Origin of the sequence: Bacillus sp. RC252, from assembly GCF_044909215.1 — a bacterium.
Classification (GTDB): domain Bacteria; phylum Bacillota; class Bacilli; order Bacillales; family Bacillaceae_G; genus Bacillus_A; species Bacillus_A mycoides.
Genome location: NZ_JBIYDV010000004.1, coordinates 81,496 through 108,057, shown reverse-complemented (window position 1 = coordinate 108,057; position 26,562 = coordinate 81,496). Strand labels below are relative to the sequence as shown.

Below are 26,562 nucleotides of genomic sequence, written 5' to 3'. Positions count from 1 at the left end.
ATGCGCCCACCTTTAACAAAGTCTATATCTCTTGAAGATTTCCAAAACTATTATTGGTTAAAAACAGAACTGCAAACATTTTGTCGTGAGCATGATTTACCAGCTAGTGGCTCTAAGATTGAAATAAGCGGGCGTATCTCACATTATTTAACTACAGGTAAAATATTAAAAAACTGTTCTCATCAAAAGGTAAGTAAAGCTTCCCTCTCTTATAAAGATCTTTCTCTTCAAACAATTATTACTGAAAATCAACGCTGTAGTGAAGATGTGCGTGCTTTTTTCAAAGAAAAAATTGGAGCAAACTTTCGCTTTACAGTAGCTCTTCAAAAGTTTTTTAAAGAGAATATTGGAAAAACATATGAAGACGCGATAACGTTTTGGTACGAAGAAAACGAACGTAAAAAAGAACCATCCTATAAAACAACTATCGGTACACAGTTTGAATACAATCGCTTTACTCGCGACTTTTTCGAAGATCCAAATAACAAAGGAAAATCAAAAGCTGATGCTATCGCTGCTTGGAACAAAATAAAAGCAAAACCTGGTAACAACGCCTATATTTCTGAAAAAATAGAAAACTAGTTATCTTGCTAGTTTTCTACTTTCTCAAATAATAGAGCAAGCCCAATTCCCCCACCAATTCCTAATGTCACAATTCCATGTTTCATACGTTCTCTTTGCGCCTGATAAAACAAGCGCGTTACAAGCATAGCTCCAGACGCACCGTACGGATGACCAAGTGCAATTGCACCGCCATTTACATTTAATTTTTCATACGGGATTTGTAACGTTTGCGCACATGCAACAACTTTAGCAGCGAACGCTTCATTCATCTCAATACAATCAATATCTTCTATCACTAAATCCATTTCTCTAAGTAGTTTTTGCACGGCAAATATCGGACCAGTTCCCGGAAGATTCGGATCCACTCCAACTACAGCACTACGAACGAAACGAAGAACAGGCTTGTATCCTAATTTTTGGGCTTGCGCCTCTTCCATTACAAGAACAGCACATGCCCCGTCATTTACACTACACGAATTCCCTGCTGTTACCGTTCCATTTTGTAAAAATACAGGTTTCGTTCTCTTAATCATTCTTTCATAATTCATTTCTCGCTTAATAGATTCATCTAATAATCCATTAAAATAATGAGGTAATATCTCTTCTTGTATATATCCTTTTTTTAATGCTTGCAGCGTTCTTTTATAGCTAAGACAAGCATATTCATCTTGCATCTCTTTCGTTATGTTATACTGCTCTGCAACATACTCAGCCGCTAATCCCATATCCGGATCCCCAATTGTTTCAGGCGAAAACCGCGCTCTATTTTGAAAAGGTGACGTACTTGTACTCTCTACTCCCCCAGCGATATAGCAATTGCCAGCCCCACCTTGAATAAGATGACATGCAGTGCGAATTGCTTCTAATCCAGCACCGCATTGCCGATCAATCGTTACACCAGGTATATGATAACTGAGCCCTGCTTCTAAAGCAGACAACCTTGCGATATTCCCTCCTGGTCCAACGACATTTCCTAAGATGACATCATCTATTTCTCTCTCAATCCCTTTACTTAGAAACATAAGAAGCGGCGCTAGTAATTGCTGAACTTCATAATCTTTCAACATCCCATTCTTCTTGCCAATAGGCGTTCTTTTCGCTTCTACAATAACCGCTCTATTCATATATCTTCTCCTGATTTCCAATGATACTTTTTGCTGCATTGCGAGCTATTTTCCCGCTACTTGTATAAGGGATGTCATCTACAAAATGCCATTCTTTCGGTATTTTAAAAGAGGATAATTGTTGTAGGCAAAAGCTCTTTAATTGTTGCTTCGTAGCACTTCCTTTTACGATAGCGACAGGTTTTTCACCCCAATAACTATCTTTTATACCGACAACAACAATTTCTTCAACAGCTGGATGCGTATATAGCAAACTTTCTATCTCTTCTGGATAAATATTGATTCCTCCAAATAAAATCATGTTCTTCTCTCTACCAACAATATATATAAAGCCTTCTTCATCTTGGTAGCCCACATCCTGCACTGTCATCCAACCACCCTTGGACAATTGCGGGATTATAGCTCCATTCGATACATAGCCCATAAAAAACTGATCACTTTTTACATAAACAGTTCCTACCTCGCCTGCTTGTACTCCTTCTCCTGCTTCATTATATATTCGAACTTGTACATTATGACAAGGTTTCCCTACTGAATTCGGTTTCCTTTCACTCTCTGCATCGACCAATGCCGTTACAAAGCTTAGCTCAGACGCACCATAAAACTCATATCTTTTTGCATAAGGAAACACATTTTTCATCTTTTCTTTTGCTTCAGCTTCCCATTTCGCTCCTGATGAAATAATTTTCATTTCACTTTCAATTACTTTATTTTCTTTATACAATGACTCAAGCATTGTAGGGACTGTATACATTACAGAAATATTCTCTATCTTTATACTAGATAGCACTTGAACTGGTACAAACTTTCTCATTATATGTACCGTTTGTCCCAAATATAAGGCACTTATTGCTCCATATAAGAATAAAGAATGAACAAGCGTCCCAGCTATTAAAATAGAATCTGTATTTTTCATATAAAAATCATGTACATTGCAATCAAAACTATGTACCCATGACTGTTGAGCACGTAAAAATGCTTTTGCTTTTCCAGTCGATCCTGATGTAAATCCCATATAAAAAGAAGCGTTTTGTACATTTTCTACAGGATGATATGTAGGAAGATAGTTCTCAATCATTTCTTTCCATTCTTCAATCTCAATAACCCTTCCTTCTTCGCAGGATATATCACTAAGCCTATACTGCTCCGCCACAATAATATCCGGTTTACTAATCGCTATTCTTTCTTTAAGTTCATCTCGTTTCCATTTTATATCTAGCGGCACACAAACCCATCCAGCCATTGCGGAACCCGCAAATATTTGTAAAAACTCAGTACAATTTTCTAATACAATTACTACTGTTTTATTCTTCGATTCTTTTTCATTCAACCAGTTTGCTACTTTACAAACTGAATCGTACCAATCTTTATAGGTTAACACTCTATCATTTTCTTTAATCGCTATTTTATTCGGTTGTAAAGAGGCATATTTTTTGTATTCTTTTGTAATCCCCATATTAGACATCCTTTCTTTACAAAATAATAAAAAGAAACACGCACGTAACGTGTTTCTCCTTTTTCTTATCCTACATTTGTAATTTTTTTATTCTTCAAAGCAGGCGTAATAATATGTTTCAATGAGCGATGTAATCTTGTCACGAGAACTGCTGCTATAATCGCTTTTATGCAATCACCTGGTAAAAATACAACACTCACTTTCATCGTTTCCCATACGGAAATACCCATTACGAAAGCTTGTACAATGATACCAAATACATAAACTACGAAAATACCACCAATTATATTAATACATAATACTTTTATAATAGAAACTTCACGTAAACGTTCAATTAAATAACCAATTACAAATGCTCCTGCAATATAACCAAGTAAATATCCTGCACTTGGCCCAACAAATACGCCAGGCCCCCCGCGTCCACCTGCAAGTAATGGTGCTCCAACTCCAACTATAAGTAAGAAAATAAGCTGACTTAACGCACCGAGCCGTGAGCCTAACAACCCACCAGCAAGCATAACACCGAGTGATTGTAATGTAATTGGAACTGGTGTAATAGCAAGAGCAATTGGAGGTATTAACCCTAACACTCCCATAATAGAACTAAATAAAGCGACGAAAACTAAGTTTTTTGTATTCATATTTGCTTCTCCTATTTGTAAACTTAAATTAGATTTTAGATAACATATTATAGGAGTTATATTATCTTTCCCTTCGAAGTTTGTCAACCGTGATTAAAAATAAGTTTACAAATAAAAATTCGGTTATTTCTCTTTATGCAAATGCTCAAGTTCTTTTCGAAGTGCCTGTTTTAAAAACTTCCCAACAGATGTTTTCGGTATTTCTTCCATAAATACAATATCGTCTGGTAACCACCACTTCGCAAACTGTGGTTTTAAAAATTCATATAGTTCTTCTTTTGTAACAGTACTATTTTTCTTTTGAACAACGCAGGCAACTGGACGCTCTTGCCACTGCGGGTGTGGAATTGCAACGACAGCCGCTTCAAATATAGCATCATGTGCCATTAAAGCATTTTCAAGATCCACTGAAGAAATCCATTCTCCTCCGCTTTTAATAACATCTTTCGTACGATCAACAATTTTCACGCAGCCTTCCTCATCAACTGTAACAACATCACCAGTATATAACCAACCGTCTCGGAATCCTTCGACAGTACGATCATCGTTATAATAGCTTTCAGCGATCCAAGGTGCTCTTAAACATAACTCTCCCATCTCAGTACCATCCCACTTCACTTCACCGTTTGTACCGACTACTTTCATCTCTACACCAGGGACAAGATATCCTTGTTTTGAGCGGATTTCTAATTGCTCTTCATATGATAATTCTGTTTCATAACTTTTTAAACGTGCAAGTGTTACGAGCGGGCTTGTTTCAGTCATACCATATGCATGTACGAAAGGAACATTATATTTTTGCTCAAATGCTTTAATAACGCTTTTCGGTGCAGCAGCACCACCGCATAATATTCTCGTTATACTAGATAAATCGTAACTATTATTTTCTAACTCTTGTAATACACCGAGCCAAATTGTCGGCACACCTGCTGCTATCGTTACTTTTTCAGCTTGAATCATTTCTAATAAAATTTTCGGAGTAAACATCGGTCCTGGAAGAACTTGTTTAGTTCCAAACCAAGTGGCTGCAAAAGGAAGTCCCCAAGCATTCACATGAAACATTGGTACAATAGCCATTGCCGCATCACTTTCTGATAAAGCTGTCGTATCTGCTAAACCAAGTGCCATACAGTGCAGAACTGTACTACGATGTGTATAAACAACACCTTTTGGATTCCCTGTAGTCGCTGACGTATAACACATACCAGCAGGTGTATTTTCATCAATATCTTTTACAAATTGGAAATTGGAATCGCCTTCTTCTAATAGCTTTTCATAATGATATACAGGCTGCAGTGTAGTTTTTGGAAGTTCGTCTTTATCAGTCATAATAATGTAGGCTTGTACGGTTGATAATTGTGATTGAATATTTTCAACAAGTGGTACGAGATCTTCATCAATAAGTAAAATTCGATCTTCTGCATGTTGAATAATGTATGAAATATGTTGAGGAGATAAACGAATATTAATTGTGTGTAAAACGGAAGCAATACCTGGAATAGCAAAATATGCTTCCACATGTCGATGATGATTCCATGCTAACGTTCCTATGCGCTCGCCTTCTTTAATCCCAAGCTTTTTTAACGCACTGGAAAGCCTTCGTGTCCTTTCCCCTAGCTGCTTATACGTTAAGGTCGTAACTGTATCATGCGTCCGTGAAATGATTTCTTTCTTTGGGAATAGTTTTTCTGCCCTTTCCATCATAGAACTAATCGTTAGAGGTACATTCATCATCATATTGTTTACATCCTCCCTTTAAAGCGTTTTCATTTCGTTCATTATAACAGACTTCTACAAAAAATTACGATATTTTTTCTGTATTTTCTGAATTATTTCTTTGGAAATAATTCAGAAAATACTAGGAGAGAATCTATTAAAATTCCTTCTTACGATATATAAATACCGAAATAAAAAAAGAAAAGATATATAGGATAACGCCAAATATTGTATATAGAATTGAAATGTATACAGATGAATTTAAATTTGATATTGGAAATTGTTCTATTAGATAGCCAATTACACTTTGTAATCCAAAATAAGTAACAAGTCCCCCGCATGCGCCTCCAATTGTAATAGCATCAGATTTTTCTGCTCCAAAAATATAGAGGAGTGGATAGGCTATTGCTCCGGCATTAAGAATGATGAAAGTCCCTAAAGAAACACTCTTGAATATACCATCATCAATTGGTGTATCTGAAACTAAACCATATACATAAAATACGCCATAAGATAATAAGGTACCAATAATTACAACTAAAAAATAGAAAAAATAGTGACTTTGCACAATATTACTTCTAGTAACCGGTAAAGTAAGTACATACTTTTCATAACCCGACTTACTCTCATATTTAATAACTTCAAGTGCAGGAATCGCAGCAAATAAGATAATGAACGTAGCAATTAAACGGTACATTGAAGCATCACCAAAATAAAACACGAATCCCGCTCCCAATATCGCTATTCCCATGAACATAAAGAAAGTTCGATACACTAGGTAATAGTTTGTCAATAATAAACCTCTCATTTATTTTTCACTCCTCGTTAATAAGACACTCATTTCTTCTATCGAGATGGTTCTATGAGCAATCCCACTTGGTAATTTATATACATCTGATACGAGTACATTGAAATAAGAACCATGGTTCCTCTTTGCCACAACTATATCTTTGTTGATTAAAGTTAGTTGTTCCACATCAACATCTACAATGGCGTAACTGTCCAAAACCTTATCTTTTTCTTCATTCAATAAAATTTCTCCATCTTTTATAATGATAAGGTGGCTAGCTATTTTTTCTACATCACTCATAATATGAGAAGAAAGTAATATACCACCATTACTTTTACTCACAAAACTTTTTAATTCCTCTAACACGCCCTCCCTAGATGAAGGATCAAGACCTCCCGTCGCTTCATCTAGGATTAATAATTTTGCATTATGCGACAATGCAACAGCTATGGATAGTTTCATTGACATCCCACGTGAGAATTCACCTACTTTTTCATCAGTAGGTAAAGAGAAAGAATGAACTAATCGATAAAAATTTTCTATGTCCCAAGATTCAAACATCTTTTCAAAAACCTTATTTAGTTGTTTTATTGTAAGATGAGCCGGTAGATTCATAGCATCAAATACGACTCCAATCTTTTCCTTAATCTTGGCATGTTTATTTATATTTTCTTCACCAAATATTTTTACTGTACCGCTATCTTTAGAAATTAATTGTAGTACTGTTTTAAATGTTGTTGATTTACCTGCTCCATTATCACCAATAAATCCAACAATTGATCCAGACGGCACACTGAATGATACATCTCTTAAAACAACTTTGTTTCCAAATGATTTACTCAAATTTTCAATTTCTAAAAGGTTTGACATCATTCCACTCCTATCTTAGCTTTTAATAAAAAAACGAATTAAAACACGTTTTCTCCTATTAAAAATTATCCACTTTTTCTCTCACTTTCTTTTTTAGTTTAAAGATAAAACGATTGCTATATTCTTTATTTTCCGCTAAAATTCTGTACGTTTCTAACACTCCTAAAACACTAACAAAAAGATAAAAACCAATTGCAATAAGAACCACACAGTAAGGATAATACTGTACTAACTCTCCTGAAGTGATATGCTTTTTCTCAAACAAAAATGGTATTGCACCCGCTGCTATGAAACAAAGTCCAACAATTACTACTGCAGCATATTTCTTTTTAATAGTCGCATATCTTTTTGTCAATTCTTTTAAAAAGTTTGGATCAAATAGTAGTTCTTCCTTTTTCAATACATTGTATCGACTCTCTTCTATCGTTACAGGTACCATAATCGCTCCAATTCCAAGGACAGCAATAATAATGATAAGGAATGTAGACATTGTTGGATCTTCTTTGAATAATAAATACGGTATTGTAGATAAAATAAGCAAACTAAACCCTAATGCGATATATTTAGAAATTTTTTGCCCATATACTATATACCCTTCTGCCATTTCCTTACTTACATAATAACCATGTTCCTTTTCATTACTTTGCTCAGCAGTTTCTTTTAATAAGTAATCAAGCGATACTTCAAATACATTTCCAATCATTATTAGCTTTTCAGTTTCTGGAAAACCTTGACCGTTTTCCCATTTACTAACCGCTTGCCTTGTCGTGTTTAATTTCTCAGCTAATGCTTCTTGAGAAAGGCCTTTTTCCTTTCTTAATTTAAAAAGTTTCTCACCAAATCCCATATGTGTGTCCCCCTTGTTTTCTTAACTAAATTGTATGTAAACATTGCCCCTATCTCTATCTTCCTGCGGTTGCACTTTGTCAACTTACGGTTGCGATTATGTTATATGGCGGTTTTGTATACGTTTTAGCTGTTTTTCTTCTATGATTATGGCGTTAATAAAACAACCCCTCTCAATAACCAATTATAACGATTAAAGGTAATTATTGTTATAGAAATAAAAAACTCCCTTATTCATTTAAAGGAGTTTTCGTTATGACATATTTCATTTATTCCTATATCTTTCTCGGGATATACAATACCTTTTCGTATCACGATATTTACCTTTTACAAACAAATCATTTTGAATCGTACACTCATACTCCATATTTAAACGTTTCATTAGTCTTTCAGTTGCTTCATTTTCTGAATTACATCCCGCTTCGATGCTATTAAGATGTAACTCATTAAATCCATAACTAAAAAAAGCTAACGCCGCTTCGGTAGCTAGTCCTTTCCCCCAATATTTTCGCGACAAGGTGTATGCAATTTCCGATTTATGTATAGTTGAATCATAACTTATAAATCCACATGTCCCTATGAGTTTCTGCTTCTCTTTTAATACTATTCCAAGAGGAGCGACTTTTTCTTTCTCATATCGTTCCATGATTTCATAAATAAACTTTTTCGTACCATTTAACGATCGATGTTCATCTCATACAGTATAAGTTGTTAATTTATTATCCGAAGCATACTCGGATATATGTAAAATATCACTCATATTAATTTCCCTTAATATAAGACGTTTCGTATACAACGCTGGATATGACCACTTCTCAACAATCATAACGGCTTCTGTTTAAACTTTTCATAATTCCGTACCTTTAATAAAAGGATATTCCCGCAATCTGTACAAATATAAGCATCCACTGGTGAAGATGTGAACATCGTCTCCTTTTTCCGTATTTGTGCATAACCGATAAACTCACCTTCTCCTATGTTATGAGAACCGCAATGAGAGCATGTCTGCACGTCTTTCTGTTTCATGAGAGCACCACCTTTAATCTGTTTCTACTCCCTTCGACAGTTCACTTCCATTTCCCTTCCAAAAAACCTCTTATTCTCTTACATTTCAACAGGAATCTCAGAACAAAAATCGTATATGTACTATGAACTATATTAATTGACGGAGGAATCTTATGAGTACTATTATGACATTCAATGCAGCACAAGAAATTGAAAACGCAGAAATAGATATGCTCTCTTCTAGATTAGCGGCACTGCAAGCGATGAGCGGAAATCCAATGCAAATACAAATGAAAAAATTCGGGAGTGCTACTGCCTTTTCATCAAAAGTAATTGCTGGTCCTGCTTTTAATACGGTAAAAGGCATTACATATACAAATACAGATGCGATAGATGAAATCATCTCTTATTATGAATCGCTACAAATCCCTTGTCGTTTTGAAATTACACCAGCGCAAGGTACAGATGAACTATTTCAATACTTATCTAAAAAAGGTTTTTATCAATCTAGCTTCCATACCGCTTTATATAGTATACCGGGACAAGATTTTCCGCTTCCCCCTTCTAACATTTCAGTACGCAAACTGAAAGAAAATGAGTTTCATACTTTTGCAGATATTTATATACGTAGATTTAATATGCCGTCCTTTACAAAAAATGGTGTTCGTCAAAATAATGAAATTCTTTACAATAAACCAGGATGGCATTTTTTCATAGCCGAAGTTCAAAACACTCCTGCTAGTATAGGGGTACTTTATATAAATAAAGGTGTTGCTTCATTAGCTGCTTCTGCTACTTTGCCAGAATTTCAACGTAAAGGTTGTCATACCGTATTAATTCAAAAACGAATTGAGACCGCTCTTGAATCCAATTGTAATTTAATAGTTGGACAAGCAAGATTCGGTAGCGGCAGTCAAAATAATATGGAACGTGCGCATATGAAAATTGCTTATACAAAATCAATATGGACTGCGAAAGACATATAATTAACTTTCTTTTTCTTTCCATTACGAATGTATACATTTTATGACAATTACCTTTCTATCCTGTTACTCGTTTGAATATTCAAACTAAATTTGTTACGCTATTACCAGATACATCATTCAACTTGCAATATGAAAAGAGAATTCTACTCAAACTACAAGGAGGAGAAATGTATGACTAAACATGATCATGGTTTAAAAGAAAAAGTAGAAGGTGCCATTGATAAGGTAAAGGGTGAAGTAAAGGAAGTTGTCGGGAAAGTAACTGACAATAAAAAATTACAAGCCGAGGGAAAATGGGATAAGGTGAAAGGCACTGCTAAAGATACGGTTGGTAATATAAAAGAAAAAGCACATGAATATAAGGAACATAAATAATAAAAAACACGTTAGATGCATTTTCATCTGACGTGTTTTTTAGTTCAGCTTATATACATAATTAACCAAATATCATACGGTATATTTTTATTTCTCTATACTCTTTGTAAGTGGTTCTTTAAATGCATTTCTATTCCATACAGCGAAAACAATAAGAGAAATAATAAAGAATACAACAAGACATATACCCAAATAATCAAAATTAACTACCTGAATGAGATTCCAAAACGGTCCCTGTAAATTATAGCTTTCAATAAGTAAAGATAATAGTTGATAACCCCCTATTAAAAAAGCCGTTATAACAGATATTGAGGTAATTAATACGTTATATGAATTTCTAATTCGACTATTTTCCATTGCCCACTTATAATTCGTATTCATGAATGTACTATCTAATGTATCCATCAACGACATTCCTGCAGCAAACAAAATGGGAAAAGCAAATATACTTACAAGCGGGATAGATTGACTTGTTGCAGTTACTGTAGAAAGAGCAATTAATCCGATTTCACTTGCTGTATCAAAACCAAGCCCAAATAAAAAACCGATCATATACAATTGCTTTTGACTATCAATAAACCTAAATAAGCGCTGCGTGAAACGATATATAAATCCTAAGTTTTCTGGTTGCTTATCCTCTTGGCTTCGTAACACTTTAATAAGGTACAACAGATTGGTAAGCCCAATAATAATAAGAAATGTACTAGAAACAATTGTGCCGATAATACCGCCTATAGTAGAAAAACTCTCCATTCCATGTTTTGCTGTTTTTCCAATTAAAGCAATTAATACGATCATCACAAATACTACAGTAGAGTGTCCTAATGAGAAGTAAAACCCCACCCCCTGTGAGTTTTTACCTTTTTCAATTAATTTCCGAACAGTATTATCAATTGCGACAATATGATCACTATCAAACGCATGACGCAATCCTAAAGAATATGCAATAATAGCCATTCCAATTATGCTATTGCCTTTATACAGTGCAGGTAATAATAAGAGAATTCCAAGCACATGAAGAAATATAATAATAACAAAAAAATTAGTTGCTTTTTTCAGTTCACTTTTCCACATAGTTACTAACCCTTTCTACTTTAGATTGAATACTCTTGAAAAAGAAAAGTGCCATAATAAAAACTACAATCGTTATAATAGTCACTAAAATAATTACAAAATCATTTAACATGCCTGTATTATTTGTAAGTGTTAACAGGGCTGGTATCGTTGCAGTAATCCAAGATTCAATGAAGCAAACAATCCCTACATAAATATGAATCTTCTTTTTCAACCCATCTTGCAAGAAAAATAAAAACCAAAGGAACGCCCAAAAGAACCAAATTATTGTACTTTGTAGACTTCCACTCTCATGTAATTGATTCGCTATTCCCATAACCGTTGCAATAATAGCAACCCAAAGAGAATAGTAGCCTACACCTGAAGAATCAAGTTCTAATATATTCGTAAGGCCAACATATAAATAAGTAAAACCAAATAAAAAAATAGTTCCATTAGATAGGATAGTCCACTCATTAGATTGACTTCCTGTAAATAATAAATATAGTGGTGTCAAAGTTTGTAATGCCCCTACAAATAAATTGAAGTACCCTACACTTTTGCTATCAATGAGTTTAAAAGCTGCTAGTGCATTCATAAATAGAACTGCACCGACAAATAATAATCCCACATTAGTCATAGTATCCCCTTCTCCTACTTAATATTTTCGATAGGATGTTAATTCTTCATGCAGACAATTCTTTCTAACAAAACGATGACACTGAAAAAATATAGACTCCATATCCTCTGTATTATGACTAAGTATGCGTATGACAAAGCCTTTACATGGCATAGAAGATATTCCAATCTTCATATTGTTAGTGTTAGAAAGCGAAGTTTTTAATGCTACAATTAAATCATTTGTAATGTTCTCATTAATAACCATGAAAGTACCATAATGGGAATATTGATTTAATATTCCCATTTGATCTAACGACTCTTTGAAAGGGTTTAACAATAGATGATCGTAAACTACAAGTTTGTTTTCCATATATACTTTTGTTAGCGAATCAAAATACTGGTATGTGAACTTCTCCATATTTGGAGACCAACCAGGCGTAACTGAATCGCATAAAATCAATGTAGAATTATTTTGCATATATATATTTGTTTTTTGTTTATATGCTGCATCCTTGTACATAATCAACGGATCTGGTAAATACTCCATAACAGCATTTTCACCAATATAAACATTCAATTCTTGCAAAGCATAACTATTTGAAGTCTTGTAAACTTTCGTTGCTGATTGGCTTGTTATATATGTTTTCGCATCTTCATGAACATTTATATTTATAGAATAAAAGTCTCCTTTTAAATAACCTCCACCAGAATTCATGATATAGTAATATGCTCTACCATAATCGTCCAAATATATTGGCTGCGTTACTTTTAAGGCATCTTTATGATAAACCTTAATAGGTACCGTTTTATGTCTCTTTTCCATCACATCAATGTTTAAGACACCTGTAGGGGCTTTCATTTCTTCAATCCTTCTAACATGATGTTTTGTCGCATCCAATTTATTAATCCCTGTAAGCCTTCCTCATCCTTCAAATTTGTAAAAAAATATGGTTTATTATGTCGGTAATTTTTCGTATCCTGCTCCATAACTCCAAGATCAGCCCCTACATAAGGTGCCAAATCCGTTTTATTAATCACAAATACATCAGATTTGATCATTCCTTGTCCACCTTTACGAGGAATCTTTTCTCCTTGTGCTACATCAATAATATAAATTGAAAAATCCACTAGCTCTGGACTAAATGTGGCAGCTAAATTATCACCCCCACTTTCAATAAAAATAATATCTAAATTACTATGTCTAATCATGAGCTCTTCAATTGCTTCAAAATTCATAGAAGCATCCTCTCGAATTGCTGTATGTGGACACCCTCCTGTCTCTACACCAATAATTCTATCTTCCGGTAAAACACCCGTTTTCAATAAAATCTTTGCATCTTCTTTCGTATAAATATCGTTTGTAATTGCTGCAATTTCATAATCTGTATTTAAATATTTTGTTAACTTTTCAACTAACATTGTTTTCCCAGCACCTACGGGGCCACCAATACCAATTTTAATAGGTTTTATCATTTTATTTTTCCTCCCTATGACATGAAGACTCTTACATTTACATCTTCATGTTGCATTTGATTTATTTCGAATTCAGGATCATTCAATCCAAAATTCTCTAATGAAAGTATTTGAATTCTATTAATAGATTCACAGATCAATTCATGGCATTCTTGTAATAGTTTTTGACCATCTGTTTGTCCAAGAGGAATGGCCCTCACACCATTTTGAATTATGCTTCCAACACTTGAATATAAGAAAACTAAGAGCGTTTCTTCTATTGTCATTTTCAATTCCGCCCCTAATATTCCGTATACGATACTCGGATGACCTTGTAATTTATTACCCATAACATCTTCTTTGTATATATTTAAATTTGCAAATGAGAACAGTTCACACAATAGTTTAGAAGTACTTTTACTAATCATTCTATTTGCTCTTCTACATTCAAAAGGCAATGTTTGTGCTGTTATTAAATCATCTAAAAATGTAATTTGTTTTCCATCATTATTCTTAGTGGCTTCGTAAGTATATTTGCAAATTAAGCCGTCCGTGTGTGTTAATTGCACTTTTACATATCGATTAATCCATTTGAAAAATTCTCCTTTATTTGTAACTTGTCCCTCTTGAATAAATGTTTCTAATCCAAAAGAGTGACTAAAACTTCCTGTTGGGAAGTTCGAATCACTAATTTGGAGTAGGTTAAGTAGGTTAAATATGTTTGTGTGAAGCATGCTTGAACGGTTTGGGTAATACTCTATTTTCTTTTTGATAAGGAACACCTTCCTTTTTGAGTAAATCTTCTACTAAGTAGTCGTTCGCCAAAATCATACACCCTTCATCGAATTGTGCTGGCAAATGTCTATTTCCTAAGTTATGCGCAATAATTCCCATTTCTTTTATTGACGTTGGAGTAATTACAATTACCTCTTCTGGTAACACTTCAATATATACAATACGATGTTCATCTTCATATAAAATATCACCGTTCTTTAATGTTTCTCCATTATCTAAAGACACCCCAATTTCAAAACCAGATTCTGAATATAATTTCTGAACCCTCTTTAGTAAAAGCTCACTAGAAATCAATATTCTATCAAGATGCTTTTTTGTATTTGCAAAATCATTCATATTGCATACGTTGTTATTAATTTTTTCAATAATCATTTTATCTCCTCCGTTATATCAAAATAAAAAATATCTTTGAGCCATAGGTAATACATCTACTGCTTCACACGTAATAACTTGTCCATCAACTTTAACTTCATATGTCTGCGGATCTACTTCAATTTCTGGTGTTGCATTATTCAGCTTCATATCTTGCTTAGAAATCTCTCTCGTATTTCTAACAGGTAATACAACTTTATTTAAACCTAATTTTTCTTTAATATTATTCTCATAAGCTACTTTAGATACAAATGTAATCGAACTTGACTGTACCGCTTTTCCATATGCACCAAACATCTTTTTTTCATAATATGGTTGTGGTGTGGGGATCGAAGCATTCTCGTCTCCCATTAATGCCATCACTACCATCCCGTTTTTCAAAACCATATCTGGCTTAACACCGAAAAATTGTGGATCCCATATTACAAGGTCTGCATATTTCCCAGCTTCAATAGAGCCGACATATTCTGAAATCCCATGTGTAATAGCTGGATTAATTGTATACTTAGCTATATAGCGTTGAATTCTATTATTATCGTTATACTCTTTATCTCCCTCTAAACTACCAATCTGCTTTTTCATTTTATCGGCGGTTTGCCAATTGCGAATAATAACCTCTCCAACCCTTCCCATCGCCTGCGAGTCAGAGCTAATCATGCTGAAAACCCCTAAATCTTGCAAAATATCCTCTGCCGCAATTGTTTCTTTTCGAATCCTTGAATCCGCAAACATTACATCTTCTGGAATATTTGCTTTTAAATGATGACATACCATGAGCATATCTAAATGTTCATCCAACGTATTCACTGTATATGGCAAGGTCGGGTTCGTTGAAGAAGGTAAAATATTATTCAGTGCAGCAATCTTTATAATATCTGGTGCATGCCCACCACCAGCCCCTTCAGTGTGGTACGTATGAATAACACGATTATCAATAGCCTTTATCGTTTCTTCCACAAAACCACATTCATTTAACGTATCAGTATGAATAGCAACTTGAATATCATATTTATCAGCAATCTGTAACGAGTGATTAATTGCTGAAGAAGTCGCTCCCCAATCTTCATGAATTTTTAATCCAATAGCTCCTGCAAATATTTGTTCTTCCAGGGCAGGTAAACTTGAACTATTTCCTTTCCCTAAAAACCCAATATTTATAGGAAAAGCTTCTGCTGCCTCTAGCATTTTTCTTAAATTCCAAGATCCAGGCGTTATTGTAGTTGCCTTAGTACCCTCTGCCGGTCCTGTTCCTCCCCCAATTAAAGTTGTTATACCTGAAGCTAATGCTGTATCAATTTGTTGTGGGGATATGAAATGCACGTGTGTATCAATACCTCCAGCTGTAACGATTTTTCGTTCACCAGAAATTACTTCCGTTGATGTTCCAATGATGATATCAATATTATCCATAACTGAAGGATTACCACTCTTACCAATTGCTGAAATCTTTCCATCTTTTATACCAATATCCGCTTTATATACTCCTGTATAATCAATAATAATTGCATTCGTAATAACAACATCCACAACACCCTGTTCCCTTGTAAGTTGCGAATTTTGTCCCATACCATCCCTAATTGATTTTCCTCCACCAAAGACAGCTTCATCACCATATACCGTGTAATTTCGATCAATATGTGCGAATAATTGTGTATCCGCTAAACGAATAGAATCTCCTGTAGTTGGACCATATAAATCAGCATATTGTTTACGTGACATCTTAAAACTCATGCTATCTCCCTCTTTTTTTGTAAGATTGAATATCGCCATCCACTTTATTTTTAAATCCATATACTTCTTGCTTCCCTGAGTATGGAACTAATTCAATCGTTTTTTCATCCCCAGGCTCGAATCTTACCGCTGTACCCGCTGGAATATTTAAATGTTGTCCAATTGCTACACTACGATTGAACCTTAACGCCTCATTCACTTCATAAAAGTGGTAATGAGATCCAATTTGAATCGGCCTATCTCCCTGATTTAACACCTTAACTTTCGTTGCTTTTTTATTTCCATTACATACTATGTCTTCTTTCGCAAGGATATATTGCCCTGGAATCATAACATTCACTTCCTTTAATGAATTGGTTGATGAATAGTTACTAATTTTGTTCCATCAGGAAAAGTTGCCTCAACTTGAATATCTGATATCATGTCTGCAATACCATCCATAACATCTTCAGCACTTAAAATATTTTTTCCAAGCTCCATTAATTCCGCTACATTTTTACCATCTCTTGCTCCTTCCAAAATTTCATACGTAATAATAGCGATACTTTCTGGATAGTTTAACTTAAGCCCTCTCTCCTTTCGTCGATACGCTAAATCAGCAGCAACAACTACCAGCAGTTTATCAATTTCTCTTGGAGTTAATCTCATTACAATCTTCCTTTCTAAAGTATTTTAAAACTAAGAATATTCTAAAAATAAAAGATGTACTTCCAATGTCCTTTCCGTGTTTTCTCCATGTTTTTTTCTGCTAATCAAATAAAAAAAGACTAGAATTTCTAGTCTTTTTTTATTTCCCTTCATTCTTCTCTAACACATACAAATCTTCTTCAATATTTGTTAATTTCTCACTTACAAGTTTTCTTGCATCTCCAATTGCTTGATTGTATGCAAATGGTCCTACTAACTTTATCATTTCTTCTATTAAACGTTCTGCTTGGAAGCGTCCAATTTCATCTAAATCTTCTTCAACGAAAAATTGCTGAATTTGTGCTACAAGCTCTTCTTTTTTATCATTCGTTATTTTTATGTTCATCATCATTCGTTACTCCTCTATATTTAAGATAATACTTTTCTTAACTCTACCATAGAAAAGCGATTTCCTGGACAAGTTTTTGTAACCCCTTCTAACTCCCTATGGCCGAGTATATTTCCTTTCTCTATGGCAAACTGCTTCATAAACATTTTACATAAAGAATATAATGAATTCATTTGTGCAGTATTTGGATCATATTTATCAAAATTTCCCGTCATACATATTCCAATTGTGTCACTATTATTATCTTTCGCATGTGCTCCAATATGTAAACCTCGCCCTTCGACTACAGTTCCATCTTCTTCAATAAAATAATTGTAACCAATCCCGCTCCATCCTCTTACCTTTTGATGAAATTCGTGAGTTTTATACACATCCCATCCATCTTCTGACGTATGGTGGACAATCAGTTTATTTACTTTCTCTAAAGGAACTAATTCATTTTGAAATGTTAAATTTACACATTTAATTTCCATTTGAACTTCCTCCCCTTAAAAATCAATTATAATAATTGTTTTATCATCCGGTCTTATTCTATTTTCTCCTTCTAGCCTTTCAATGATTGCTACATATTCTTTTATACTATTCTTTCTTATATATATCACAATTTGTTCTAACGACCACTCCGGATGGAACAATCCGTCCGAACAAATAAAGATCCCACTTACATCAGCTACATGTAATTCCCCATGTTGTAAATAAGTCATCGCTTCTTTCATCCCATTTGCAACTGCGTAACCGTTTGGCACATTCGCAAGATAGCGGTTGTATTTCAACTGCTCCCGAACATCTTGAAAAACATGTTCTTCCGGGACTGGTAATCCTTTTTTACGATCCTCTTCTCTCTTCTTTTTTGCGCGTTTACTAATTCCCTTAACTGTATCTTTCGTTAATACTCTTATCGCTCCATCCTGAAATATTGCAACGATCATACAATCACCTAATTGTGCATATTCAAGCTTATCGCCTTCTATTTGAACTGCTGCAATACATGTACACCACAGATGGTCTTTTTTTCTCGTATCAACCTTGTACTCTAGCATCTTGTTTTGCAATAATTCATTCGCCTTTGCAACTTCATCTTGTAAACTATTGATCTCTCGTAGCGAAGTAAAATGACTTGCAAATAAATGTGAAGCGATGTATGCTCCATTATGTCCTTCTTCATCACAAAATGGAACTAACGGTGTTGCTCCATCGCATACACCGTAAATCATTTTATCTTCATTACAAAAAAATGAATCCTCACACTCTTGTTTTAAAGGACTCTTCTGTTGATACGTCGTTATCTGCATATCTGTATCCCCTCCCAATTTATCAAACACTCTAACTATTTAGATTAATCTAATTTTCCGAAATAAACTGTTTTCCCCAAAAACTTTCAATTTCATATATAATCTTGAAATAATATGATTATTTAGTGAAGGACGGGAAAGAGATGGTCAGATTTCTTGGTGTTATTTTTGGTTCTATTATTATCGCAATTGCCTTTAATCTTTTCCTTATCCCCCATAAAATTTTAAGTAGTGGAATTGGCGGAATTGCTATTATTTTAGGGATTGTAACCCCTGTAAACACAGGTATTATTAACTTTGTATTGAACTTACCTATCCTTATTTTAGGATACATAGGTCTTGGAAAAAAAGTAATTTTTAACACGGTTGTTTCTGTAATTGTATTATCTGTTGCATTATACTATGTTCCAGTAAAAGTCGTAGCAACAGATCCACTTTTATCATCTGTATTTGGCGGTGTCATCGCCGGAGCTGGTATCGGTCTTGTCTTTAACTGCCATGGTTCGACTGGTGGATTTGATATTATCGGTATGTTGTTATCTCGTAAGCGAGATATTAAACTTGGTGGATTCCTTATTGCATTAAATACTGTTGTTGTTGTCATTGCAGGATTTTTCTTCACTTGGGATGTTGCCCTTACAAGCTTACTTTCAATTTATGTAACTGGTAAAGTAATTGATGCCGTTCATACGAAACATCGTAAAGTTACACTTATGATTGTAACAAATCAAGCGGAAGAAATGAAAAAAAAGCTTCTTTCAACTGTAGTACGTGGAATTACGTTACTTGATGGTGAAGGTGCTTATTCAAACGAGAAAAAACGTGTACTTATGACAGTCGTTTCACGTGAAGAATTAGCAAGTATGAAACTAACGATTTCGGAAATTGATCCTCATGCATTCGTTAATATTACGGAGACTGTTGAAGTATTAGGATTGTTTAGAAAAGTGTAAAAAACTAGATGGATCTCCACCTAGTTTTTATTTTCCATAAATTCAATTCGATTTCCAAACGGATCTGACACGTAAAATCTGATTACATCTGGTCGCGCATGATCATCTATTACTTCAATACCTTGCTTTATTAACCCTTGTTTAAATTCATTAATTTTCAAAACATAAAAAGCTGGATGCGCTTTTTTAGCTGGATTAAAGTTTTGCTCAACTCCGATATGAATCTCTTGATTTCCACACTTAAACCAACACCCACCACGCTTCTTTAATTCCTCCGGCTTTGGAATTTCCTCCATACCAATTTTATTACCATAAAATTCTCGTGCTTCTTCTTCACATCCTACTGGCGCCGCTACTTGTACATGATCAATTCCTTGAATATAATTTTTCATATTCCTTCCCCCTCTTCTATTCTAATGTTATAACGAAAATACATTCATGTAACTTAGAAAATATTAATAAAGCAATATAAGATTCTCTTATTACTACCTTTTTTTACCTTCCACTAAAAATAAAAAAGAAAATTTATTATATAATTTCCATTTTTTATAGAAATACACATTGCACCTATATTATAGTTAGTACTAGATTCATCTTTTTTAGATGCTAGTTGTACGGAGGAAATATTATGAGTCGTAAAAAACATTCATCTACTCAAAAAAAGCGTCACCCAAACGTATCGGAGCGCTTGCGAAACCATATACAAAATCGTTCTTTAGCAGAAATGTATGCATCTCTTTTTGAACATAACCCTGATAGTATTATTTCATTGAATTTAGAAGGAGTTATTTTACATATTAACCCCTCTGCGGAAAGAATATTAGGTTATACTTCTAACGAATTAGAGCGGAAAACAATCACTTCTATTTTAGAAGCACATATTTCTGATCAAGTGCTACAATACATAAAAAATGCTGCAGCTGACAATCAAAAAGAGTATATAGTCTCTATTTATCATAAAGACGGATATTTACTAGATGTCGTAACAAAATTAGTTCCTATTTTTGTTAAAAACCGTTTAACAGGTGTATACGCCATTATGAAACCCCTTGAAAAATCAGAAAGAATTGAGAAAGCATTACAAGAGAGTGAGAAACGATTACGCACATTAATGAATTCAATGCCTGCATTTGTTATTTTTAAGGATCATGAAGGACGCTGGCTTGAAGCGAATGACTATGCGCTTTCTTGTTTCAATTTCCATAACGTTCCTTATCATGGAAAAAGAGATAATGAACTCATTCAATATAACGAAGCATACCGCGAATCTTTTTTGCATTGTGAAGAAGTCGATGAACTAACATGGCAAAAAGGACAAATTCTTCACGGAGAGGAATTTATTATACATAGAAATGATTTCGACCTAGTTTTAAGCATTTCAAAAGTCCCACTCTTCCATCCTGATGGCTCACGCAAAGGTCTTATAGTGATGGGAAGAGACGTTACCGAACTAAAAGAAACTGAAAAGTTATTACGGAAATCCGAAAAACTTGCAGTAGTAGGACAACTGACAGCTGGAATTGCCCATGAAATTAGAAACCCGCTCACTTCATTAAAAGGATTTTTAACGTTATTACATCCAGAAATAAATGAGGAAAATAAATGGTATGTGGACGTTATGTTGAGTGAAATTTCACAAATGGAATCTATAACAAGCCAATTTATGGCGATGTCTAAACCACAAGTGTTATCTATTCATACATGCAACGTACAAACATTAATTGAAGAAGTTGTAACTTTTATTTTACCAACAGCAATTATGCATAGCGTTCATATCATCATGGATCATTTCGATTATATTTCTGACATTCAATGTGACAGTAATCAATTAAAACAAGTTTTGATTAACATATTAAAAAATGCAATCGAGGCGATGCCTGATGGTGGTAACATTTTCATTCAAACAACTTCGTTAGAAAATGATTTTGTTTCAATACGCATTATGGATGAAGGTTGTGGGATTCCTGAAGAGCGCATGGCTCGTCTTGGCGAACCTTTTTATAGCTTGAAAGAAAAAGGAACTGGCCTTGGCTTAATGATGTGCTATAAAATCATTCAAGAGCATCACGGGAAATTATTCATTTCCAGTGAATTAAACATAGGAACAACTGTCGATATCCAATTACCGATTGCTACAGCTCATCCTGTAACAAACTCTTAACTATACATCTACAAGATATTATAAGTAGTTCAGTTATTGTGGAAAACATCTACACTAAAAAGCTCAAAGTCCCTATATGACTCTGAGCTTTATTTTTGTATACGATTTATTTTATTAAATCCACTCTTTTCCATGTTTACGAATAAACTGAATATCATTTTCATAATGTTCAAGATGCCCTTCATCTATCATCTTTTGGAAGTTCATATCGCCTTCTAGTGCTTTTCTTTTCATGTATTTACATAATCCTTCTAATCGTAGAAGTACCATCTCCAAATAATCCTCGGCGATGCCATCACTTTTATAGGACTCAAAAAACAATTTAACTCTTTGCTTTATGCGGTCTGCATGCTGTAATGAACTATAATAAACTGCCTCACCTGTTTCCTTATAATAAACTCTACTTAATGGGACACAAGTGTAAAGAGTATAGGCTATGTCCCAAAGTCTTGGTCCAGGACCAGCAACATCAAAATCGATAATACCTACTGGCTTTTCGTTATTAAAAATAATGTTGTATATTGCAAAATCATTATGGCATACAACCTCTATTTTATTTGGAGTATTATCCATCGGTTTCCAATCATCTGATAACGGGAAATCACTCACAGCATCATGATAAAGACGGAGCATCTTCGCTATTTCTTTTAAAACATCATTAGACCACATATACTTTTTTAAAGGATAATTACCAGCTTCTCCTTCAATAAATGATAATATCTCTCTATCTTTATCATCAATACCTAAAAACTTTGGTGCATAACTAAAACCTTTGTTTTCCAAATGATTTAATAGCTTATGAATTTTGGTACTGCCTTGCTTTAATTCTCGTCGAACAGTATCTTCCGAACGATATACGTTTGAGACATTCCCTCCCGTTAGCATTTCTTCCTTTTCGTAGTTTGACATCTAATACTTCCCCTCCATTATTCTACATTTTCTTTATATTTTAACATAACTTTCCTATTCTCTTTTAACCCCTTAAATTGCAACAAAAAAATCGAGTATAAAATCTTTATGATTTTACACTCGATTTAGTCTACTATTTATACATGTGAAAATATTTTTTCATACCATTCTGTTGCCTTCTCTACTTCATTCATCGTTAATTGATGTCCTCTATTTTCCCAATGCATTGTTACATTAGCATCTACATTTTCTAATAGCATCTTCAATTCCTCTGACTCAGAAGGTGAACAAATTGGATCATTTGTTCCAGCAGCGATAAATACGAATTTCTCTGCTAAATTAGGTAATTCTATTCCTCTTCTAGGCACCATGGGGTGATGAAGGACTGCACCTTTTAATGCATTTTTGTAATGGAATAATAAGCTCGCCGCAATATTTGCTCCATTTGAATACCCAACAGCTACGATATTATCTCTATCAAATTCATATGTTTTTGCTGCTTCATTTAAAAATTCATTTAATTCCTTCGTACGGAAAACAAGATCCTCTTCATCAAAAATACCTTCTGCTAATCGGCGGAAGAAACGAGGCATCCCATTTTCTAATACATTTCCACGAACACTTAATACAGAAGCTTCCCGATCAATTCTTTCTGCAAGCGGTAATAAATCTAATTCATTTCCTCCTGTACCATGAAGCAATAACAACACTGGTTTTGACGTATCTTTTCCTTTTTGAAAAACATGTTTCATCATATTCCTTTTCCCCTTTCAATCACTTTAATCTAGATTTCTCACTTCAAATGGTAAGAGTGTCTGTTCAATTTGTTTTCTATGTTGTTCATATCGATCCGGTAATTTTAACTCCTCACCCATCGTCTCTAAAGATTCGTCATGGGCAAAACCAGGAGGGTCTGTTGCAATTTCAAATAAGATTTCGCCGTGTTCTCTAAAATAAATTGCGTTAAAATAGTTTCGATCTTGTACAGGGGTTACACCATATCCAAAGCGAGACACATGCTCTTTCCAGTCTAATTGATCAGCATCATCATTCGCTCTCCAAGCAATATGATGAACTGTACCAACACCCATTTGCCCACGTCCAATTGTTGATAATCTCAAATCGATAATATTTCCAATATCAGCAGAAGAACGGAACCGCATAAACTCTCCCTCTTCTCCTACTTTCTCAAGACCCATAACACGCTCTAGCAATTCAGCAGTTTTTTGAGGTTGTGCAGATAAAAGAACAGCACCGCCAAATCCTTTAATTGCTACTTCTGGCGTAACTTCCCCAAAAGTCCAATTATTTAATTCGCCCTCTTCTCTTTCAACTAATTCTATATGCAAACCATGTGGATCATCAAATTCTATATACTGTTCTCCAAACCGAGTCATTTTTGTATACGGTACGTCGAATTTTTCTAATCTATTTTCCCAAAACTCCATTGTGCCTTTTGGTACGACATAAGACGTAATGCCTACTTGACCGTCCCCAATAATACCTTGACGAGCACCTGCCCATGGGAAAAACGTAATAATTGTTCCAGGCTTTCCTCCTACATTACCAAAGTAAAGATGATACGTACCTGGATCATCAAAATTCACTGTTTGTTTTACTAAACGCAATCCTAATACACCTGCATAAAAATCTACATTTTCTTGTGGGTGACCTACGATTGCTGTAATGTGATGAATTCCCATCGTTTTCTTTTCCACTTTCTCCACCCCTTTTTTTATTTCATTACAAAAAACGTTTATTCGCTAAAATTCATTATTCATTTTGTCCATATGATAAAGTTCAATCCGCAATACTATCTTTTTCAAAATTGAGGTATTTCTCTAAAAAACTAACACATTTCATTTAGTTCAAAAAATATCTCGGATTCGAGATATTTTACAAAAAAACTACAGTTCTTATGATTATATTTTAAATATTGATTTTATGATTTTGACTATCCTTCAAAAAATATCTTGAATTCGAGATTTATTATAGTCTAATTAGTTTTTATTGTCAATGCGGATATCATTTCATTTTTTCATCAAAAACAATATTCTGACAACTCATCTCCATCAAATAATTTGTTTGAAAAAGAGCAACCGAAAAGCGGGAACATTCATGTAATAAATTTCTACTTTTCCCATAACCAAAAAAGCCATACAAATGTATGACTTTTTTGATTTTTTTGTTCAGCTACATATTTACTTCCCAATTACGGAAGGAAACAATTCCGAAAGTGGAACTACTTTCCCCATCTCATCTTTAAACACAATATGCTCTCTCGTTAAGTGGCGTGGGCTCTTTACCCCTGCTGCTGCCGCTAATGAAAACAAACTATATCTCATACTAATAACATAGTTCATTACTCGCCATTTTTTCTCATACGGATCTAATGCTTTTTGGTAGTGTGGATTCGTAGTTGCAACCCCCGATGGGCATTGCCCTGAATTACATTGAAGTGCCATAATACAACCACTTGCCATCATGAATCCACGTGCTGAATTTACGGCATCTGCACCGATAGCTAAAGCAATCGCTACTTTATCTGGCGTGATTAATTTCCCGGAGGCAAACACCTTTAATTTATCCCTGACACCGTAATGATTTGCTGTATCAATAAATGTAAGTAGTGCCGGTATAAGCGGAAGCCCCATACTATCTGCCATCGATTTATATGTTGCCCCTGATCCACCTTCTGAACCGTCGATTGTAATAAAATCTGGATAGATGTTTAATTCTTTCATTGCTTTTAATAAATCTTCCAAAGGCTTCTGTTGACCAATTACAATTTTCATACCCACTGGTTTACCACCGTTTTCTTGTAAATCTTGAATAAAATATAAAGCCTCTGCGGCACTACTAATAAATGAAAAACGATTTGGCGAATTAATCGTTTCTCCTTCTCGTACTTTCCGAACGGAAGCGATTTTCTCATTTACCTTCTGTCCTTCTAAATGACCACCACGTATTTTTGCTCCTTGCCCAAATTTCAATTCAAACGCTTTAATATTACTTTCTTTCGCCTTCTCCATAAATTCCTTCATCGAAAAATTCCCGTCCTCGTCACGGTATCCAAATAATCCCGGACCAATTTGGGCAATGATATTTGCACCCGTATGTAAATGTTCTGGAATGACACCCCCTTCCCCAGTATTAATCCACGAACCACCTGCCATTTTTGCACCAAACCCAGCTGATAAAATATAATTTTCTCCAATCGCACCGTAAGATGTCGCTGACGCTCCAAACATCCCATACAGTTTCCATGGATATTTACGATTTTCGCCGACTATAATTGCATCATCTTCTTCATACAACCAAAGATTTGTTGTATCCGCTGTCAATTTTTCTCTTCTTGAAAATAACCCTTCTTTATGAATCATATATTTTTTCCCCTCACGTTCTTGCGTGAGATTCACACTTAATTCATCTGTTAATGTGGGGAATAATGTATTAGCAATATAATAGCCAGATTCCTCAAAATCTCGTTTTGATCCAAAACCAAGTATTTCAGAACGGTATTTTGCTAGAAACATAACACTTTGAAAATCATAGCGCGAAAAGGGCTTTCCGTCAGTATCATGATCAAACCAATATTGCCGAAATTCCGGGCCTATTTTTTCGAGCAAATAGCGCATTCTACCTAAGTATGGATGCAGTTTTAATATAGAATGATGCGTCCGTTTTTTAATAAAAAATGTAATGATAAAAAAGACAATTAAAAGTAGCATCAAAAAGAGCAATATACTAATAATAATGAGTAGCGCTTCACTCATTCCGCTTCCCCCTATATATAAAATTCCATAATAAAAAG

30 protein-coding genes and 1 pseudogene are annotated in these 26,562 nt (G+C 34.4%); 5 read left to right on the top strand and 26 right to left on the bottom strand.

All coding sequences use genetic code 11. The features are described from left to right. On the top strand, positions 1-582 hold the full coding sequence (locus ABH960_RS07440; RefSeq protein WP_404443995.1) for a DUF6434 domain-containing protein: 582 nt from the start codon (positions 1-3) through the stop codon (positions 580-582). 8 nt (positions 583-590) lie between these two features. Here the strand turns inward: ABH960_RS07440 and ABH960_RS07435 are convergent, their stop codons facing one another. The 9 genes and pseudogenes from ABH960_RS07435 to ABH960_RS07395 form a co-directional block, all read right to left on the bottom strand. Continuing rightward, positions 591-1,688: an acetyl-CoA C-acyltransferase gene (locus ABH960_RS07435; RefSeq protein ID WP_404443992.1), complete on the bottom strand. Its 1,098-nt coding sequence runs from the start codon at positions 1,686-1,688 to the stop codon at positions 591-593. Further along, positions 1,681-3,144 carry an acyl-CoA synthetase gene (locus ABH960_RS07430; RefSeq protein ID WP_404443989.1) on the bottom strand — a complete coding sequence of 488 codons (1,464 nt, stop codon included), beginning with the start codon at positions 3,142-3,144 and terminating at the stop codon, positions 1,681-1,683. The genes ABH960_RS07435 and ABH960_RS07430 overlap by 8 nt, the downstream gene beginning before the upstream one ends. A gap of 65 nt (positions 3,145-3,209) precedes the next feature. Then, positions 3,210-3,785, bottom strand: a complete 576-nt coding sequence (locus ABH960_RS07425) for a biotin transporter BioY (RefSeq protein ID WP_404443986.1) — start codon at positions 3,783-3,785, stop codon at positions 3,210-3,212. A gap of 123 nt (positions 3,786-3,908) precedes the next feature. After that, positions 3,909-5,522 carry a long-chain fatty acid--CoA ligase gene (locus tag ABH960_RS07420; RefSeq protein ID WP_404443983.1) on the bottom strand — a complete coding sequence of 538 codons (1,614 nt, stop codon included), beginning with the start codon at positions 5,520-5,522 and terminating at the stop codon, positions 3,909-3,911. A 136-nt stretch (positions 5,523-5,658) separates the two neighbouring features. Next, on the bottom strand, positions 5,659-6,309 hold the full coding sequence (locus ABH960_RS07415) for an ABC-2 transporter permease (protein ID WP_002146309.1): 651 nt from the start codon (positions 6,307-6,309) through the stop codon (positions 5,659-5,661). After that, entirely contained in the window at positions 6,310-7,161 is an 852-nt protein-coding gene (locus tag ABH960_RS07410) for an ABC transporter ATP-binding protein (RefSeq protein WP_098167687.1), read from the bottom strand. Positions 7,162-7,219: 58 nt separating this feature from the next. Continuing rightward, complete coding sequence (locus tag ABH960_RS07405) at positions 7,220-8,008, bottom strand: helix-turn-helix domain-containing protein (protein WP_002146304.1); 789 nt, start codon at positions 8,006-8,008, stop codon at positions 7,220-7,222. Between the two features lie 264 nt (positions 8,009-8,272). Beyond that, a pseudogene (locus tag ABH960_RS07400) lies at positions 8,273-8,833 on the bottom strand (GNAT family N-acetyltransferase). Then, positions 8,830-9,033: a hypothetical protein gene (locus tag ABH960_RS07395; RefSeq protein WP_002146302.1), complete on the bottom strand. Its 204-nt coding sequence runs from the start codon at positions 9,031-9,033 to the stop codon at positions 8,830-8,832. The pseudogene ABH960_RS07400 and the gene ABH960_RS07395 overlap by 4 nt, the downstream one beginning before the upstream one ends. A gap of 152 nt (positions 9,034-9,185) precedes the next feature. Here ABH960_RS07395 and ABH960_RS07390 point away from each other — a divergent pair, with 152 nt between their 5' ends. Together ABH960_RS07390 and ABH960_RS07385 are read left to right on the top strand one after the other, a co-directional pair. Then, positions 9,186-9,998, top strand: coding sequence for a GNAT family N-acetyltransferase (locus tag ABH960_RS07390; protein ID WP_404443978.1), 813 nt, complete (start codon positions 9,186-9,188; stop codon positions 9,996-9,998). 171 nt (positions 9,999-10,169) lie between these two features. Further along, the gene (locus ABH960_RS07385) at positions 10,170-10,373 is read left to right on the top strand and encodes a CsbD family protein (protein ID WP_002137730.1); all 204 of its coding nucleotides are present in this window, start codon (positions 10,170-10,172) and stop codon (positions 10,371-10,373) included. Between the two features lie 87 nt (positions 10,374-10,460). Here ABH960_RS07385 and ABH960_RS07380 read toward each other — a convergent pair whose 3' ends face one another. The 12 genes from ABH960_RS07380 to ABH960_RS07325 form a co-directional block, all read right to left on the bottom strand. Further along, entirely contained in the window at positions 10,461-11,447 is a 987-nt protein-coding gene (locus tag ABH960_RS07380; RefSeq protein WP_002128522.1) for a HoxN/HupN/NixA family nickel/cobalt transporter, read from the bottom strand. Further along, positions 11,434-12,066 (bottom strand): AmiS/UreI family transporter, encoded by a 633-nt coding sequence (locus ABH960_RS07375; RefSeq protein WP_113936088.1) that lies wholly within the window; start codon positions 12,064-12,066, stop codon positions 11,434-11,436. The genes ABH960_RS07380 and ABH960_RS07375 overlap by 14 nt, the downstream gene beginning before the upstream one ends. Positions 12,067-12,084: 18 nt before the next feature. Then, on the bottom strand, positions 12,085-12,906 hold the full coding sequence (locus ABH960_RS07370; protein WP_404444324.1) for an urease accessory protein UreD: 822 nt from the start codon (positions 12,904-12,906) through the stop codon (positions 12,085-12,087). Continuing rightward, a complete protein-coding gene (gene ureG / locus ABH960_RS07365) occupies positions 12,903-13,520 on the bottom strand; it encodes an urease accessory protein UreG (RefSeq protein WP_000594929.1) in 618 nt (205 codons plus the stop codon). The genes ABH960_RS07370 and ureG overlap by 4 nt, the downstream gene beginning before the upstream one ends. A gap of 14 nt (positions 13,521-13,534) precedes the next feature. Then, the gene (locus ABH960_RS07360; RefSeq protein ID WP_404443973.1) at positions 13,535-14,233 is read right to left on the bottom strand and encodes an urease accessory protein UreF; all 699 of its coding nucleotides are present in this window, start codon (positions 14,231-14,233) and stop codon (positions 13,535-13,537) included. Continuing rightward, complete coding sequence (locus tag ABH960_RS07355) at positions 14,211-14,666, bottom strand: urease accessory protein UreE (RefSeq protein ID WP_000582803.1); 456 nt, start codon at positions 14,664-14,666, stop codon at positions 14,211-14,213. Before ABH960_RS07355 ends, ABH960_RS07360 begins: the two co-directional genes overlap by 23 nt. A gap of 18 nt (positions 14,667-14,684) precedes the next feature. Then, complete coding sequence (ureC, locus tag ABH960_RS07350) at positions 14,685-16,397, bottom strand: urease subunit alpha (protein ID WP_002128526.1); 1,713 nt, start codon at positions 16,395-16,397, stop codon at positions 14,685-14,687. Position 16,398: 1 nt separating this feature from the next. Continuing rightward, positions 16,399-16,728 carry an urease subunit beta gene (locus tag ABH960_RS07345; protein ID WP_098167684.1) on the bottom strand — a complete coding sequence of 110 codons (330 nt, stop codon included), beginning with the start codon at positions 16,726-16,728 and terminating at the stop codon, positions 16,399-16,401. Between the two features lie 14 nt (positions 16,729-16,742). Beyond that, positions 16,743-17,045, bottom strand: coding sequence for an urease subunit gamma (locus ABH960_RS07340; protein WP_001241327.1), 303 nt, complete (start codon positions 17,043-17,045; stop codon positions 16,743-16,745). Between the two features lie 139 nt (positions 17,046-17,184). Next, the gene (locus ABH960_RS07335) at positions 17,185-17,436 is read right to left on the bottom strand and encodes a DUF2164 domain-containing protein (RefSeq protein WP_002033529.1); all 252 of its coding nucleotides are present in this window, start codon (positions 17,434-17,436) and stop codon (positions 17,185-17,187) included. Positions 17,437-17,453: 17 nt separating this feature from the next. Next, the gene (locus ABH960_RS07330) at positions 17,454-17,906 is read right to left on the bottom strand and encodes a peptidoglycan recognition protein family protein (protein ID WP_404443967.1); all 453 of its coding nucleotides are present in this window, start codon (positions 17,904-17,906) and stop codon (positions 17,454-17,456) included. A gap of 15 nt (positions 17,907-17,921) precedes the next feature. Then, the gene (locus tag ABH960_RS07325; RefSeq protein ID WP_404443964.1) at positions 17,922-18,725 is read right to left on the bottom strand and encodes a protein phosphatase 2C domain-containing protein; all 804 of its coding nucleotides are present in this window, start codon (positions 18,723-18,725) and stop codon (positions 17,922-17,924) included. 143 nt (positions 18,726-18,868) lie between these two features. Here ABH960_RS07325 and ABH960_RS07320 point away from each other — a divergent pair, with 143 nt between their 5' ends. Further along, entirely contained in the window at positions 18,869-19,678 is an 810-nt protein-coding gene (locus ABH960_RS07320) for a YitT family protein (protein ID WP_000251329.1), read from the top strand. A 20-nt stretch (positions 19,679-19,698) separates the two neighbouring features. Here ABH960_RS07320 and ABH960_RS07315 read toward each other — a convergent pair whose 3' ends face one another. Beyond that, on the bottom strand, positions 19,699-20,070 hold the full coding sequence (locus ABH960_RS07315; protein WP_002087825.1) for a VOC family protein: 372 nt from the start codon (positions 20,068-20,070) through the stop codon (positions 19,699-19,701). A gap of 236 nt (positions 20,071-20,306) precedes the next feature. Here ABH960_RS07315 and ABH960_RS07310 point away from each other — a divergent pair, with 236 nt between their 5' ends. Then, positions 20,307-21,839, top strand: a complete 1,533-nt coding sequence (locus ABH960_RS07310) for a BA3702 family sensor histidine kinase (RefSeq protein ID WP_098167683.1) — start codon at positions 20,307-20,309, stop codon at positions 21,837-21,839. Positions 21,840-21,953: 114 nt separating this feature from the next. On the opposite strand, the gene ABH960_RS07305 is transcribed toward ABH960_RS07310, so the two are convergent. The 4 genes from ABH960_RS07305 to ABH960_RS07290 all read right to left on the bottom strand — a co-directional run bounded on the left by ABH960_RS07305 (position 21,954) and on the right by ABH960_RS07290 (position 26,524). Then, positions 21,954-22,748, bottom strand: coding sequence for a phosphotransferase (locus tag ABH960_RS07305; RefSeq protein ID WP_219303316.1), 795 nt, complete (start codon positions 22,746-22,748; stop codon positions 21,954-21,956). 137 nt (positions 22,749-22,885) lie between these two features. Further along, on the bottom strand, positions 22,886-23,500 hold the full coding sequence (locus ABH960_RS07300) for an alpha/beta hydrolase (RefSeq protein WP_404444321.1): 615 nt from the start codon (positions 23,498-23,500) through the stop codon (positions 22,886-22,888). 27 nt (positions 23,501-23,527) lie between these two features. After that, complete coding sequence (locus tag ABH960_RS07295; RefSeq protein ID WP_404443959.1) at positions 23,528-24,466, bottom strand: ring-cleaving dioxygenase; 939 nt, start codon at positions 24,464-24,466, stop codon at positions 23,528-23,530. Between the two features lie 483 nt (positions 24,467-24,949). Further along, positions 24,950-26,524 (bottom strand): FMN-binding glutamate synthase family protein, encoded by a 1,575-nt coding sequence (locus ABH960_RS07290; RefSeq protein ID WP_002185146.1) that lies wholly within the window; start codon positions 26,522-26,524, stop codon positions 24,950-24,952. Positions 26,525-26,562: the final 38 nt, after the last annotated feature.